The sequence below is a fragment of the Variovorax sp. F042 genome, assembly GCF_057814215.1.
Window position 1 is genome coordinate 432,935 of the sequence record NZ_JBVASX010000001.1, and the last position, 12,989, is coordinate 445,923.

Consider the following 12,989-nt stretch of genomic DNA (forward strand, 5'->3'; position numbering starts at 1 on the left):
AGGCCAACTCACCATGACTCCCTGGAAAGCCGCAAGGCCCGGCGATCGCCTCGACGCCATCGACACACCCGCGCTCGTGCTCGACCTCGATGCCTTCGAGCGCAACCTCGCGCGCATGGCCGAGGCACTGCGCGGCAGCGGCGTGCGCCTGCGCGCCCATGCCAAGTGCCACAAGACCCCGGAAATCGCCCTGCGCCAGATCGCCCTGGGCGCGGCCGGCATCTGCTGCCAGAAAATCAGCGAGGCGGCGGTGTTCGTCGACGCCGGCATCTCCGACGTGCTGGTCACCAACCAGGTGATGGGCGAAACCAAGCTGCGCCACCTGGCCGCGCTGGCCCGCCGCGCACGCATGGGCGTGCTGGTCGATCACCCGCAACAGGTGCAGGCGCTGGTTGCCGTAGCGCAGGCTGAGGACGTGACGCTGGATGTGTATGTCGAGGTCAACGTCGGGGCCAACCGATGTGGCGTTGCCCCCGGCGAAGAGGCGGTGCGGCTTGCGCAGCAGATCGCGGCCAGTGCACCGCTGCGCTTCATGGGCCTGCACTGCTATCACGGGCCGGCCCAGCACTTGCGAGCGCCGCAAGACCGCGCCGCGGCCATTGCCGCCGCCGCGGAGGCCGCGCGCATGACCCGCGCCGCCATCGAGGCCTGCGGCATCGCCGTCGAGCGCGTAACGGGGGCGGGCACCGGCAGCTTCCTGCACGAGCGCGACTCCGGCGTCTTCAACGAAATTCAGGCCGGCTCCTACGTCTTCATGGATCGCGACTACGGCGACAACCAGCGTGGCGAGCACGACATCGCGTTCGAGCACGCCCTGTTCGTGCGCACCACCGTCATGAGCCGCGCCACGCCCGAGCGTGCCATCGTCGACGCGGGCCTCAAGGCCTCCAGCGTGGACTCGGGCATGCCCACCGTGTGGCAGCGCCCCGACCTGCGCTACGTGAAAGCCGCCGACGAGCACGGTGCGCTGGCCACGCCCGATGCCGCCGCGCTTTCTCTGGGTGACCAGCTGATGCTGGTGCCCGGCCATTGCGACCCGACCGTCAATCTCTACGACGACCTGGTCTGCGTGCGCGACGAGCGGGTGGAGGCCCTGTGGCCTATCGCCGCACGCGGCGCGCTGCTTTAACTCCTTTCAATCCAAGGCAATCGATGCAGGAAAAATTCGACCTTCTGATCCGCAACGCAAGCATCGTCGACGGCACCGGCGCGCCCCGCTTCACGGGCGACATCGGCATTCGCGGCGACCGCATCGCCCGCATCGGCGATCTGTCCGCAGCGCACGGCGAGGTGGAGATCGACCGGGCAGGGCGCGTCGCGGCGCCCGGCTTCATCGACGCCCACACCCACGACGACCGCCTCATGCTGTCCAACCCCGACATGGCGCCCAAGGTCAGCCAGGGCATCACAACGGTGATCGCGGGCAACTGCGGCATTTCGCTGGCGCCGATGCCGGGCGGCATCACGCAACCGGTCACGCCACCGCTGAACTTGCTCGACGAGCAGGGCGACTGGTTCTCCTTTCCCACCTTCGCCTCGTACATCGAGGAACTGCGCGCCAAGCCAGCCGCGACCAACTGCGCCTTGCTGGTGGGCCACACCACCTTGCGGGTTGCGACGCTGGACGACCTCGGACTGCCGGCGACGCAGGAACAGATCGCCCGCATGCGCGAACTGGTGCAGGAGGCGCTGCAGGCCGGCGCCATCGGCGTGTCCACCGGCCTGTTCTACGAACCGTCGATTGCCGCGCCCACCGAGGAGGTGATCGAAACCTGCCGTCCGCTGAAGGAATTCAACGGCGTGTATTGCACCCACATGCGCAACGAGGCTGACCAGGTGATCGACTCGCTCGAAGAAACCTTTCGCGTCGGCCGCGAGGTCGGGGTGCAGGTCGTGATCTCGCACATGAAGGTGGTGGGGCCGGCGAACCATGGCCGGTCGGAAGAGGCGCTGTCCTTCATCGAAAAGAACATGGCCAAGCAGCCGATCTGCCTGGACTGCTACCCCTACACGGCAGGCTCCACCATCCTGTCGGCAGACCGGGCGGCAAGCTCTTCGCGCGTGATCGTGAGCTGGTCGAAATCGCTGCCCGAACATGCCGGCCGCGACCTGGACGTCATCGCAAAGGAAATGGGCGTTACCGAAGAAGAGGCAATCCGGCGCCTCAGTCCCGCCGGCGGTATCTATTTCAGGCTGGACGAGGCCGACGTTCAGCGCATCCTGAAGTTCGACCAGACCATGATCGGCTCCGACGGCCTGCCGCACGATGCCGCGCCGCATCCGCGGCTGTGGGGCAGCTTTCCGCGCGTGCTGGGCCACTACGGGCGCCTGCTCGGACTGTTCCCGCTGGAAACCGCGATCTACAAGATGTCTGGACTGACCGCGAAGAACTTCGGCCTGAAGGACCGCGGCGTGCTGAAGGAAGGCGCATATGCCGACCTGGCCCTGTTCGACGCGGACACCGTGGGCGAAGCCGCCACGTACGAAGCGCCCATTGCACCGGCCCATGGCATCGAGGCGGTGATCGTCAATGGCGCGATCGTGTGGCGCGATGGCGGGTCGACGGGAGCGCGGCCGGGGCGGGTGCTGGCGCGCGAAGTGCCGCAGACGGCGGGCTGAGCAGCGCGCGCACCGAGCCTTTCTTCCGCAAGCGGGCTGGCACACCTGACAATCCGATGCCAACACATCAGAAAAGAATGGTGGCTCGATGGCAACCTCGATCAACGTTGAATTTTCGACTGAGCACGGCGGCACGGGCCTGATCGCGACCGTTTCGATCGGGCGCCTCTTCTGGCCCAAGACCACGACCCGATACATCTGCCACCACATTGACCCACAGACAGGGGGCGCCTGGATCAACGAAGCCACCGGGCGCTCGCCGTCGCAAAGCCTGACCTCGAAGATCAACGTTGCAGCACTCTCGGCCGCGCGACTTGCAGCGCCGCCACCCGGCGGGTCATTGAACCATCTGGACGCACTGGTCGCATCGGCTCCACGGTCCTTCACCTCCAGGCTGCTGCGCGGGCGACCGCCTTCAATGCACGGCCCTGAGCATCGACAACGGCAACGCGATGACCGCAATGCTGCGAAAAACCGAACCGGTCCGGGGACTACTTCAGCGCGGAAATCTCCCGACTCTTGATGAGCCTGGAGCGCAGGATGTTGCGGCTGATCCCAAGCAGCCTGGCCGCCTGCACTTGATTGCGGTGGCAGAACTCGAAGGCGGTGCGCATCACGGTGTCCTCGATCAGTTCGAACATCTGTTCGTGAGGCTCGTTGAACAGCTCGCGCAGCACCGTCTCCAGCGCTTGCTGCGGCGTGGCGTGCGCGGAGACCTCGCTCTCGGCTGGACGCCTCTGGATGTTCAACGAGGACAGATGCAGATGCTCCGCGCCCAGCACGCCGTGCGGGCAGATCAGCAGCGCGTGGTGAATCACGTTCTCCAGCTCGCGGATGTTGCCGGGCCAGGCGTGCTCGGAGAGCTTCTGTTCGGCGCTCGCATCGAGCCGCACCGCGCCGTAGCCCAGCCGCTGGCGGTACTCCTCGATGAAATGCCGCGCCAGCGGAAGAATGTCGCCGGGCCGCTCGCGCAGCGTCGGCAGCGCAAGGTGCACCACGTGCAGCCGGTAGAACAGGTCTTCGCGGAAGTTGCCGGCGGCCACCGCGTCCTGCAGCCGCACATTGGTCGCGGCCACCACGCGCACGTCGATGGGCACGCTCTTGCGCGAGCCCAGCCGCACCACCTCGCGCTCCTGCAGCACGCGCAGCAGCTTGACCTGGATCGACAGTGGCAGGTCGCCGATCTCGTCGAGGAACAGCGTGCCGCCGTTGGCCGCCTCGAACCAGCCCGACTTGGCCGAGAACGCGCCGGTGAAGGCGCCTTTCTCGTGGCCGAAGAGCTCGCTCTCGACCAGGCTCTCGGAGAAGGCACCGCAGTTCACAGCCACGAAAGGCCGGCTGCTGCGGCGGCTCAGGTCGTGTACGTGGCGCGCGATCAGCTCCTTGCCGGTGCCGGTCTCTCCGATGATGAGCACGTTGGCATCGCTGGGCGCCACCATGCGCACGCGTTCGAGCAGCGCAGCCGAGCGCGGATCCTGGAACACCTGGGCCGTGGCGCGGATCGAGGTGGTGAGCTTGCGCGGGTTGGGCAGCGTCAGCAGGGTGGGGGCATCCCAGTCCTCGTCCGATGCGGGGGAGGCGTCGGCCGGCGGCAGCACAGCGAGAGGGCGGGTGAAGGCGGTCATGAGTAGAAGGTCGGTACGGGGTATTGCTGCTTGAGGGCCCATTCGCCGAGCTCGCGCAGTTTGTAGGCCACGGGGTCATGCAGGGTCTGGGTGCGCAGGTTGCGCCAGTGGCGGTCCAGGCGCAGGCCGCCATGCGTGGCGCGCGCGCCGGCCACGTCGAACATGCGCGTACAGATGTCCAGCCCCGTGTTCGTCGCCGCGACCTTCGCGGTGGCCACGGCCACCGCGACGTCGCCGCGCTCGGCCTCGGTCAACGCAGGGCCGAGCCGCCATGCCGCGTCGAGCCGGTCGGCCGCGCGGTCGGCCAGCACGCGCACGCTCTCCAGGCCGACCCAGAAGTCGCCGTAGTGGCCGAGCACATAGGGGTCCTCGTGCATCTGCGACACATGGGCCGTATGCCACGGGCGCGACTCGTGCAGCGTGTAATGCCTTGCATCGTTGAAGGCCGCCTCCGCAATGCCGAGGTAGATGTTGGCCAGCACGAGTTGCGACACCAGCGGCCGCAGGCAGGCGAAGGGCGTCGAGAGCGGGCCCGGATCGGCCAGCACCTCGTGCTGCTCGACGCGCACCTTCTCGAAGGTCACGCTGCCGCTGTCGGTCTGGCGCTGGCCGATGTTGTTCCAGTCGGGCGCGACGAAGATGCCCGAGCGGCCGGTGGGTACCGCCGCGACGATGAAGGCGCCACTGCCTTCCTCGCGCGCCGAGGCGATCAGCATTTCGGAATCGAGCGCGCCCGAGCAGAAGCTCTTCTGCCCGGTGAACTCGCGCCAGCCCTCGTGCGCGCTGGACACCGTGCGGTCGTCCAGCGGGTTGAGGGCGTTGCCCCAGAACCACCGGCGGCGCGCGGTCTGCTCGAACCATGGCTGCCATTGCACGGGCCGCGCGAAGAGGCGCACCGTGGCGAGCATCAGATGATGAAAGCCGAACACATGCGCAAGCGAACTATCGGCCTGCGCGAGCAGGCGCACGACGTCGAGCGTCTCGCGCCAGTCAGCACCGCCGCCGCCAAATTCGGACGGGATGCTCAAGGCGAGCAGGCCGCTTTCACGCAGGGCATCGCGCTCGGCCTTCGGCGTGCCACCGCGCTCGTCGCGCTCCACCGCGGTGGCCGCGAAGCGCTGCATCAGCTCGCGGGCGATGTCGCGCGGGGATTCGGAAGCAGGAATGGAAAGAACGGAACTCACTGAACTCACACAAGGCCTCGGTATGTGCAGGCAGCACGGTTGCTGCGCCAGCAGCATGTTGGCGGCGCGCAAGCGCCCGGCCAACGATGCGATGCGTATATCGATCCTTGTTTTGCTTCCATGGCAGCAGTGCGGGCGGGCAATGTGCCGCGCGCAGCAGATGTGGTGTTCCGCTGCTGCTGGAGCAGCACAAATTGCGCGTTTCGGCGCGTTCCCACAGGCAGCTCGACTGGCACGCTAACTGCTGAACCGCCTCATGCAACTTTTCTGGTTTCTTCCCACGCACGGCGACAGCCGCTACCTCGGCACTTCCCGCGGCGCACGCACCGTGAGCCATCGATACCTGCGGCAAGTGGCACAGGCCGCCGACGAACTGGGCTACGAAGGCGTGCTGATTCCCACGGGGCGTTCCTGCGAAGACTCGTGGGTGGTCGCCTCGTCGCTCGCGGCGCAGACCGAGCGGCTCAAATTCCTGGTGGCGATCCGTCCCGGCATCATTTCGCCGACGGTCTCCGCGCGCCAGGCCGCGACGCTCGACCGCTTTTCCGATGGCCGTCTGCTCATCAACGTGGTGACCGGCGGCGACCCCGATGAACAACATGGCGACGGCAGCTTCCTGACGCATGCCGAGCGCTACGAGGTCACCGATGAATTCCTGCGCATCTGGCGCGGCGTTGCGGCCGGCGAGACCGTCAACTTCTCGGGCAAGCACCTGCGCGTGGAGAACGCCAAGACGCTCTATCCGCCTGTGCAGAAGCCCTATCCGCCCCTGTGGTTCGGCGGCTCGTCGGACGCAGCAATCGCACTCGCAGGCGAGCAGGTCGACGTGTACCTCACCTGGGGCGAGCCGCCGGCCGATGTGGCCGACAAGATCGCGAAGGCCCGCGCCGCGGCGGCAAAGCACGGCCGCACGCTGCGCTTCGGCATCCGCCTGCATGTGATCGTGCGCGAGACCAGCGAGGCGGCCTGGCGCGCTGCAGACGAACTCATTTCCTACGTGACCGACGACACCATCGCCGCCGCTCAGAAGGCTTTCTCGCGCTTCGACTCGGTGGGCCAGCAGCGCATGGCCGCATTGCACGGCGGACGGCGCGACAGGCTGGAGGTGTCGCCCAACCTGTGGGCCGGCGTGGGCCTGGTGCGCGGCGGCGCGGGCACGGCGCTGGTGGGCAGCCCCGAAGAGGTGGCGGCACGCATCAAGGAATACGCGGCACTCGGCGTGGAGACTTTCATCTTCTCGGGCTACCCGCATCTTGAGGAGGCCTATCGCGTGGCCGAGCTGCTGTTTCCGCTGCTGCCGCTCGACCATGCGCGCCCGGCGGGGCAAGCCAACATCACCGGCCCTTTCGGTGAGGTCATTGCCAACGACATCGTGCCGCCGCCTTCGCAGGCTCTGCAGGCGCCCCTGTCTGTGCCCGTGCCTGAGAAGGCCGCCGCATGAAGCATTTCTCCGCGGAGGCCGGCGACGAAGTCGTGCCGTGGCATGCGACCGCGCAGCGCGTCGCGCAGACATTGGCGCAGACCGCCGTCGAGCGCGACCAGCGCGGCGGCACGCCCAAGGCCGAACGCGACCTGCTGCGGGGCAGCGGCCTGCTGATGCTCAGCGTGCCGACCGAACTCGGCGGCCTGGGCGCGAGTTGGCAGCAGACGCTCGACGTGGTGCGCGGCTTTGCGCGTGTCGACAGCTCGGTGGCGCACCTGTTCGCCTTTCATCATCTGCTGCTCGCGACCACGCAGCTCTTCGCGCAACGCGGGCAGTGGCAGCCGTGGATCGAACAGACCCGCGCGCAGCGCTGGTTCTGGGGCAATGCGTTGAACCCGCTCGACAAGTCCACGCGCGCGCAAGCCGTCGACGGGGGCTATGTGTTCTCGGGCCGCAAGAGCTTCTGCTCCGGTGCCAGCGACTCCGACATGCTGCTCGCCTCGGCCCTCGACGCGAACGATCGCCTGCTGATTGGCGTCGTGCCCACGGGGCGCGCCGGCATTGCGGTGCAGGGCGATTGGGACAATATGGGCCAGCGCCAGACCGACAGCGGCAGCGTGGTGTTCGATGGCGTGCGCGTCGAGACGAATGAACTGCTGCTCGACCCCGGCCCGCTTTCGACGCCGTTCGCCTGCCTGCGCCCGCTGCTTGCGCAACTGATCCTCGCGAACATCTACCTCGGCCTGGGGGAGGGCGCGCTCGAAGAGGCGAGGTCGTTCACGCTGCAGCAAGGCCGGCCCTGGCTGTTCTCGACAGCTTCGGCGGCAAACGAAGATCCTTACGTGCTCACGCACTACGGCGATTTCTGGCTCGCGCTGCAAGGCGCCCGCATGCTGCTGGACCATGCGGCCGCGGCCTTCGATCAGGCGTGGCTGCGTGGCACTTCGCTCGATGAGCACGAGCGCGGGCAGGTGGCTGTTGCTGTTGCCGCAGCCAAGGTCGCGAGCACACGCGCGAGCCTCGAGGTGGCGCACCGCATGTTCGAGGTGACGGGCGCGCGCGCCACCACCGCCGCGCTGCGCCTGGACCGCTACTGGCGCAACCTGCGCGTGCACACGCTGCACGATCCGGTCGACTACAAGCTGCGCGAACTCGGCGACTGGGCGCTCAATGCGCGCGTGCCGCAACCCAGCTTCTATTCCTGAACTTCGGCATTGCCTTGCAACGGGCCTGCGGCTTCGCGTCGCAGGCCCGTTGTGCTTTCCAACGCGCACATCACCCTGCTGCAGGGGAAGCAGATTTTTCATCGGATTGCTGCCTGGCGTTCATGCGACGGCCGCATACCGATCTACCCCAAACAACTATCGCTGCGGAACTGCTGACCCATCAGCAACCTACCCGCAGCCTGCTGCCGATCCAGCATGAGCGCAGATAGCCATTTCGCCCTAACTCGTTGATTCATAAGGAAAAAGGAAGTGGCACGCCATTCGCTTATATCGAGTGCACCGCGAATCGATCGCAGCTTCCAAACAGAGGTCATATCAACATGAGTCGAAAACTGAAAGTCGTTGCCGTCTCCGGCAGCCTGCAACGTCCCTCACGCACCCTGGTGCTGGTCGATCAACTGCTGACCGCGCTCGGCAACGAGATCGCCATCGATGCGCACGTGCTCTCGCTCGGCGAGATCGGCCCGCAGTTTGCCGGCGTGCTCTACCGCAACCAGTTGCCTGCCGCCGTCGAAGAGAGCATTGCCGCCATCGAGTCCGCCGACCTGCTGCTGGTGGCGAGCCCGGTCTATCGCGGCTCGTACACCGGCCTCTTCAAGCACCTGTTCGACTTCGTTCACCACGAGGCACTGACCGACAAGCCCGTGCTGCTCGCGGCCACCGGTGGAAGCGACCGCCACGCACTGGTCATCGACCACCAGTTGCGCCCGCTCTTCAGCTTCTTCCAGGCCCGCACGCTGCCCATCGGCGTCTACGCGGTCGAGAAGGACTTCGAGGGCTACGAGATCGCCAACCCCGCGCTGCGCGAACGCATCGCGCTGGCCGTGGCGCGCGCCGTGCCGCAACTGCGCGATGCCTCGCCGGCCACCACGTCCGCCACGCCCGCCATCCGCAAGCCCGCGCCCGTTGCGCTGGCCGCCTGAAGCCCTCCCACCGACCGTTCACAGAGAGAAACCTGCCATGAGCCAACCGTCTTCCACCGCCGCCCCCGTCAAGTTCGCCTACTGGGTGCCCAACGTCAGCGGCGGCCTCGTGGTCAGCACCATCGAGCAGCGCACCGACTGGAGCCTCGAATACAACCAGCGCCTCGCACTCGCGGCCGAGAAGGCCGGCTTCGAATACGCGCTGAGCCAGATCCGCTTCACCGCTGGCTACGGTGCCGAGTACCAGCACGAGTCGGTGTCCTTCAGCCAGGCGCTGCTGCATGCGACCACCAAGCTCAAGGTGTTGGCTGCGATCCTGCCAGGGCCGTGGAACCCCGCCGTGGTCGCCAAGCAGATCGCCACCATCGACCACATCTCCAATGGCCGCATCGCCATCAACGTGGTGAGCGGCTGGTTCAAGGGTGAGTTCCAGGCCATTGGCGAGCCGTGGCTCGAGCATGACGAGCGCTATCGCCGCTCGAACGAATTCATCCGTGCGCTCAAGGGCATCTGGACGCAGGACAACTTCACTTTCAAGGGCGACTTCTATCGCTTCAGCGACTACACGCTGAGCCCGAAGCCGGTGCAAAAGCCCCACCCCGAGATCTTCCAGGGCGGCAGCTCGCGCGCCGCGCGCGACAACGCCGCCAGCGTGTCGGACTGGTACTTCACCAACGGCAACACGCCCGAGGGCCTGAAGGCGCAGATCGACGACATCCAGGCCAAGGCCGCGCAGAACGGCCACACGGTGCGCATCGGCGTCAACGCCTTCGTCATCGCCCGCGACACCGAGGAAGAAGCCAAGGCGGTGCTGGCCGACATCATCAAGCACGCGCACGTCGAGGCGGTGCATGCCTTCGGCGATGCGGTGAAGCAGGCCGGCAAGGCATCGCCCGAGGGGGAGGGCAACTGGGCCAAGTCGACCTTCGAAGACCTCGTGCAGTACAACGACGGCTTCCGCACCAACCTTATCGGCACGCCGCAACAGATTGCCGAGCGCATCGTGGCGCTCAAGGCCATCGGCGTCAACCTCGTCCTGACGGGCTTCCTGCACTTCATCGAAGAGGTGGAGTACTTCGGTCAGAAGGTGCTGCCGCTGGTGCGCAAGCTCGAAGCGGAGCAGGCCGCTCGCGGAGAAAAGCCGAGCAAGGCAGCGCTGGAAGCCGTGGCGTGAGCCTGGTGACGCCCGATCTGTTCTTCGAGGCGGGGCCCGTCTCGCTGGGTGTCGATCCGGTGGCCTTCGTGCCGGCGGGGCGTGCGGCTGCGGCAGGGGACGACGCCACGATCTCGGCCGTGCTGCGGCTGGAGGGCATCGACCTGTCCTTCGGCGGCGTCACCGCGCTGTCGGGCGTGGACCTGTCGATAGCGAAGGGGGAGATCCGCGCCGTCATCGGCCCCAACGGCGCCGGCAAGAGTTCGCTGGTCAACGTCATCAGCGGGCTGTACCGGCCCGATCGTGGGCGCGTGTGGATCGGCGGACGCGGCTTCGCCCATGTGCCGACGGCGCGGCTGGCACGGCTGGGCGTTGCGCGCACTTTCCAGAATCTCGCGCTGTTCAAGGGCCTGAGCGTGCGCGACAACATCGTGCTCGGTCGCGTCGATGCGGCGCGCTCCACTTTCATCGAACAACTGGTCGGGCTGGGCCGCGCACGTCGTGAGCGCGAGGATGCGCGCGCACGGGCCGAAGCGATCATCGGCTTTCTCGGGCTGGGCACCGTGAGCGAGCGGCTGGCCGGCACGCTGGCCTATGGCCTGCAGAAGCGCGTGGAGCTGGCGCGTGCGCTGGTTGCATTGCCTCGACTGTTGCTGCTCGACGAGCCGATGGCCGGCATGACCGTCACCGAGAAAAGCGAGATGGCGCATTTCGTGCGCGCCGCGCGCGACGAATTCGGCACCACCATCCTGCTGATCGAGCACGACATCGGCGTGGTGCTGGGCCTGTCGGACCGCGTGGCCGTGCTCGACTACGGCCGCAAGATCGCGGACGGCACGCCGGCCGAGGTGCGCAGCGACCCGGCCGTGATCGATGCCTACCTGGGCGTGGCGCATGACGACGCGGAGGGGCAGGCCTGATGGACGGCGCTGACTTCAGCTTCTTCGCCGAGGTGCTCATCGGCGGCCTGCTTTCGGGCGTGATGTATTCACTGGTGGCCATCGGCTTCGTGCTGATCTACAAGACTTCAGGCGTGCTCAACTTCGCACAGGGCGCGCAGCTGCTGTTTGCTGCGCTCACCTTCGTGAGCCTGGTCGAGCGCGGCGTGCCCTTTGCGCTTGCGCTCGCGCTGACCTTCGCCCTCATGGTGCTGCTGGGCCTGACCATCGAGCGCACCGTGCTTCGCCCGCTGGTGAACCAGCCGCCGATCACGCTGTTCATGGCAACGCTGGGCCTGTCGTACGTGATCGAGGGCGTGGCCCAACTGGTGTGGGGCACGCAGGTGCATGCGCTGGAGCTTGGCATCGCAGACGAGCCGCTGCAGTTCTTCGGCATCATGGTCTCGACCTTCGACCTGTTCGCCGCCGCGACGGCCGGCGTGATGGTGGCGGCGCTTTCGGCCTTCTTCCGCTACACCCGCGTGGGCCTGGCGTTCCGCGCGGTGGCGGACGACACCTATGCGGCCATCGCGGTGGGCCTGCGCCTGCCGCGCATCTGGGCCACGGTGTGGGCGACGGCCGGCGTCATCGCGCTGGTGGCCGGGCTGTTGTGGGGCGCGCGGCTGGGTGTGCAGTTCTCGCTCTCGCTCGTGGTGCTGAAGGCACTTCCTGTGCTGGTGCTGGGTGGATTCGACTCCATTCCTGGCGCGATCGTCGGCGGGCTGGTGATCGGCGCACTGGAGAAGCTGGCCGAGGTGTACATCGGGCCTTTCGTAGGCGGTGGCATCGAGAGCTGGTTCGCTTACGTCGCAGCGCTGGCCTTCCTGCTGATCCGGCCAAGCGGGCTGTTCGGACAGAAACTGGTGGAGCGCGCCTGAGCCATGCGTACCACTTCTGTGCATCCATTGACCTGGCCGCTGGCCGTGCTGGCCGTCGCCTTCGGCGTCGTGCCTTTCGTCGCGTCCGGCTATGTGTTCGACGCGCTGCTGATCCCGTTCCTTGCGCTGTCGCTCGCGGCTGTCGGGCTGAACCTGCTGACCGGCTACGCAGGCCAGCTGTCGCTGGGTACCGCGGCCTTCATGGCGGTCGGCGCCTTCGCGGCCTACAACTTCAACCTGCGCGTGGAAGGACTGCCGCTGCTCGTGAGCATCGGCCTCGCTGGCCTTGCCGCCACGGCCGTCGGCCTGGTGTTCGGGCTGCCGAGCCTGCGGCTGCGCGGCTTCTACCTTGCGGTGTCGACGCTGGCCGCGCAGTTCTTCGTGCAATGGGCGCTGACCAAGTTCGGCTGGTTCAGCAACGACAACGCCTCTGGCGTGATCGACGCGCCAGCGCTCGAAGTGGCGGGCATCGTGTTCGACACGCCGGTGGGACGCTACATCTTCTCGCTGACCGTCGTCACGGTGTTGACGCTGCTGGCATGGCGCCTCGTGCGCACGCAGACGGGCCACCACTTCATCGCCGTGCGCGACAACGAACTGGCGGCGCGCGTCATCGGCGTGCCGGTGCTGCGCACCAAGCTGCTGGCGTTCGCGGTGTCGTCGTTCATCGTCGGCGTGGCGGGCGTGCTGTGGGGTTTCGTGTACCTGCGCACCGTGGAGCCGGCGGGCTTCAACCTCGACCGCTCGTTCCAGATCCTGTTCATCGTGATCATCGGCGGGCTCGCGACGATCCGCGGAGCCTTCTTCGGCGCGGCGCTCATCGTGGTGTTTCCGCTGCTGCTGTCGCGCGTGGGCAGCTTCTTCTTCGGCGGCTGGTTCGATTCGGGCGTGCTCGACATGAGCCAGCGCATCGTGCTGGGCGCGCTGATCATTTTCTTTCTTGCCGTGGAGCCACGAGGGTTGGTCGCCCTCTGGGATCGCGCGCGCAAGCGGCTCTCACCGGCCTGAGTGCAGATTTCT

The 12,989-nt window shown here is 67.2% G+C and carries 12 protein-coding genes; 10 read left to right on the plus strand and 2 right to left on the minus strand.

Features of this window, described 5'->3' with window-relative positions; translation table 11 throughout:
- The first annotated feature begins 13 nt into the window (after positions 1-13).
- The 3 genes from ACZYSP_RS02070 to ACZYSP_RS02080 all read left to right on the plus strand — a co-directional run bounded on the left by ACZYSP_RS02070 (position 14) and on the right by ACZYSP_RS02080 (position 3,142).
- Positions 14-1,129: a DSD1 family PLP-dependent enzyme gene (locus ACZYSP_RS02070; protein ID WP_489012889.1), complete on the plus strand. Its 1,116-nt coding sequence runs from the start codon at positions 14-16 to the stop codon at positions 1,127-1,129.
- 23 nt (positions 1,130-1,152) lie between these two features.
- Entirely contained in the window at positions 1,153-2,619 is a 1,467-nt protein-coding gene (locus ACZYSP_RS02075; RefSeq protein ID WP_489012890.1) for an N-acyl-D-amino-acid deacylase family protein, read from the plus strand.
- A gap of 88 nt (positions 2,620-2,707) precedes the next feature.
- A complete protein-coding gene (locus tag ACZYSP_RS02080) occupies positions 2,708-3,142 on the plus strand; it encodes a hypothetical protein (RefSeq protein WP_489012891.1) in 435 nt (144 codons plus the stop codon).
- On the opposite strand, the gene ACZYSP_RS02085 is transcribed toward ACZYSP_RS02080, so the two are convergent.
- The gene (locus ACZYSP_RS02085) at positions 3,111-4,244 is read right to left on the minus strand and encodes a sigma-54 interaction domain-containing protein (RefSeq protein WP_489012892.1); all 1,134 of its coding nucleotides are present in this window, start codon (positions 4,242-4,244) and stop codon (positions 3,111-3,113) included. The two genes, ACZYSP_RS02080 and ACZYSP_RS02085, sit on opposite strands and share 32 nt — an antisense overlap.
- Positions 4,241-5,428, minus strand: a complete 1,188-nt coding sequence (locus tag ACZYSP_RS02090) for an acyl-CoA dehydrogenase family protein (protein ID WP_371127408.1) — start codon at positions 5,426-5,428, stop codon at positions 4,241-4,243. Before ACZYSP_RS02090 ends, ACZYSP_RS02085 begins: the two co-directional genes overlap by 4 nt.
- A 256-nt stretch (positions 5,429-5,684) precedes the next feature.
- On the opposite strand from ACZYSP_RS02090, the gene ssuD reads away from it, so the two are divergent.
- From ssuD to ACZYSP_RS02125, 7 genes are all read left to right on the plus strand, one after another.
- Positions 5,685-6,869, plus strand: a complete 1,185-nt coding sequence (gene ssuD / locus ACZYSP_RS02095; protein WP_093058399.1) for an FMNH2-dependent alkanesulfonate monooxygenase — start codon at positions 5,685-5,687, stop codon at positions 6,867-6,869.
- Positions 6,866-8,056, plus strand: coding sequence for an acyl-CoA dehydrogenase family protein (locus ACZYSP_RS02100; RefSeq protein WP_440531530.1), 1,191 nt, complete (start codon positions 6,866-6,868; stop codon positions 8,054-8,056). Before ssuD ends, ACZYSP_RS02100 begins: the two co-directional genes overlap by 4 nt.
- Positions 8,057-8,397: 341 nt before the next feature.
- Entirely contained in the window at positions 8,398-9,000 is a 603-nt protein-coding gene (gene msuE, locus ACZYSP_RS02105) for an FMN reductase (protein ID WP_489012893.1), read from the plus strand.
- Positions 9,001-9,037: 37 nt separating this feature from the next.
- The gene (gene sfnG, locus ACZYSP_RS02110) at positions 9,038-10,174 is read left to right on the plus strand and encodes a dimethylsulfone monooxygenase SfnG (protein WP_489012894.1); all 1,137 of its coding nucleotides are present in this window, start codon (positions 9,038-9,040) and stop codon (positions 10,172-10,174) included.
- Positions 10,175-10,233: 59 nt separating this feature from the next.
- Entirely contained in the window at positions 10,234-11,073 is an 840-nt protein-coding gene (locus tag ACZYSP_RS02115) for an ABC transporter ATP-binding protein (RefSeq protein WP_489013661.1), read from the plus strand.
- On the plus strand, positions 11,073-11,969 hold the full coding sequence (locus tag ACZYSP_RS02120) for a branched-chain amino acid ABC transporter permease (protein WP_489012895.1): 897 nt from the start codon (positions 11,073-11,075) through the stop codon (positions 11,967-11,969). The genes ACZYSP_RS02115 and ACZYSP_RS02120 overlap by 1 nt, the downstream gene beginning before the upstream one ends.
- A gap of 3 nt (positions 11,970-11,972) precedes the next feature.
- Complete coding sequence (locus ACZYSP_RS02125) at positions 11,973-12,977, plus strand: branched-chain amino acid ABC transporter permease (protein WP_093173633.1); 1,005 nt, start codon at positions 11,973-11,975, stop codon at positions 12,975-12,977.
- Positions 12,978-12,989 lie beyond the last annotated feature (12 nt).

Bases quoted from the DNA above. Each gene is read 5' to 3' on its own strand.
- ACZYSP_RS02070 (WP_489012889.1), top strand. From the start codon at position 14: ATGACTCCCTGGAAAGCCGCAAGGCCCGGCGATCGCCTCGACGCCATC.
- ACZYSP_RS02075 (WP_489012890.1), top strand. From the start codon at position 1,153: ATGCAGGAAAAATTCGACCTTCTGATCCGCAACGCAAGCATCGTCGAC.
- ACZYSP_RS02080 (WP_489012891.1), top strand. From the start codon at position 2,708: ATGGCAACCTCGATCAACGTTGAATTTTCGACTGAGCACGGCGGCACG.
- ACZYSP_RS02085 (WP_489012892.1), bottom strand. From the start codon at position 4,244: ATGACCGCCTTCACCCGCCCTCTCGCTGTGCTGCCGCCGGCCGACGCC.
- ssuD (WP_093058399.1), top strand. From the start codon at position 5,685: ATGCAACTTTTCTGGTTTCTTCCCACGCACGGCGACAGCCGCTACCTC.
- ACZYSP_RS02100 (WP_440531530.1), top strand. From the start codon at position 6,866: ATGAAGCATTTCTCCGCGGAGGCCGGCGACGAAGTCGTGCCGTGGCAT.
- msuE (WP_489012893.1), top strand. From the start codon at position 8,398: ATGAGTCGAAAACTGAAAGTCGTTGCCGTCTCCGGCAGCCTGCAACGT.
- sfnG (WP_489012894.1), top strand. From the start codon at position 9,038: ATGAGCCAACCGTCTTCCACCGCCGCCCCCGTCAAGTTCGCCTACTGG.
- ACZYSP_RS02120 (WP_489012895.1), top strand. From the start codon at position 11,073: ATGGACGGCGCTGACTTCAGCTTCTTCGCCGAGGTGCTCATCGGCGGC.
- ACZYSP_RS02125 (WP_093173633.1), top strand. From the start codon at position 11,973: ATGCGTACCACTTCTGTGCATCCATTGACCTGGCCGCTGGCCGTGCTG.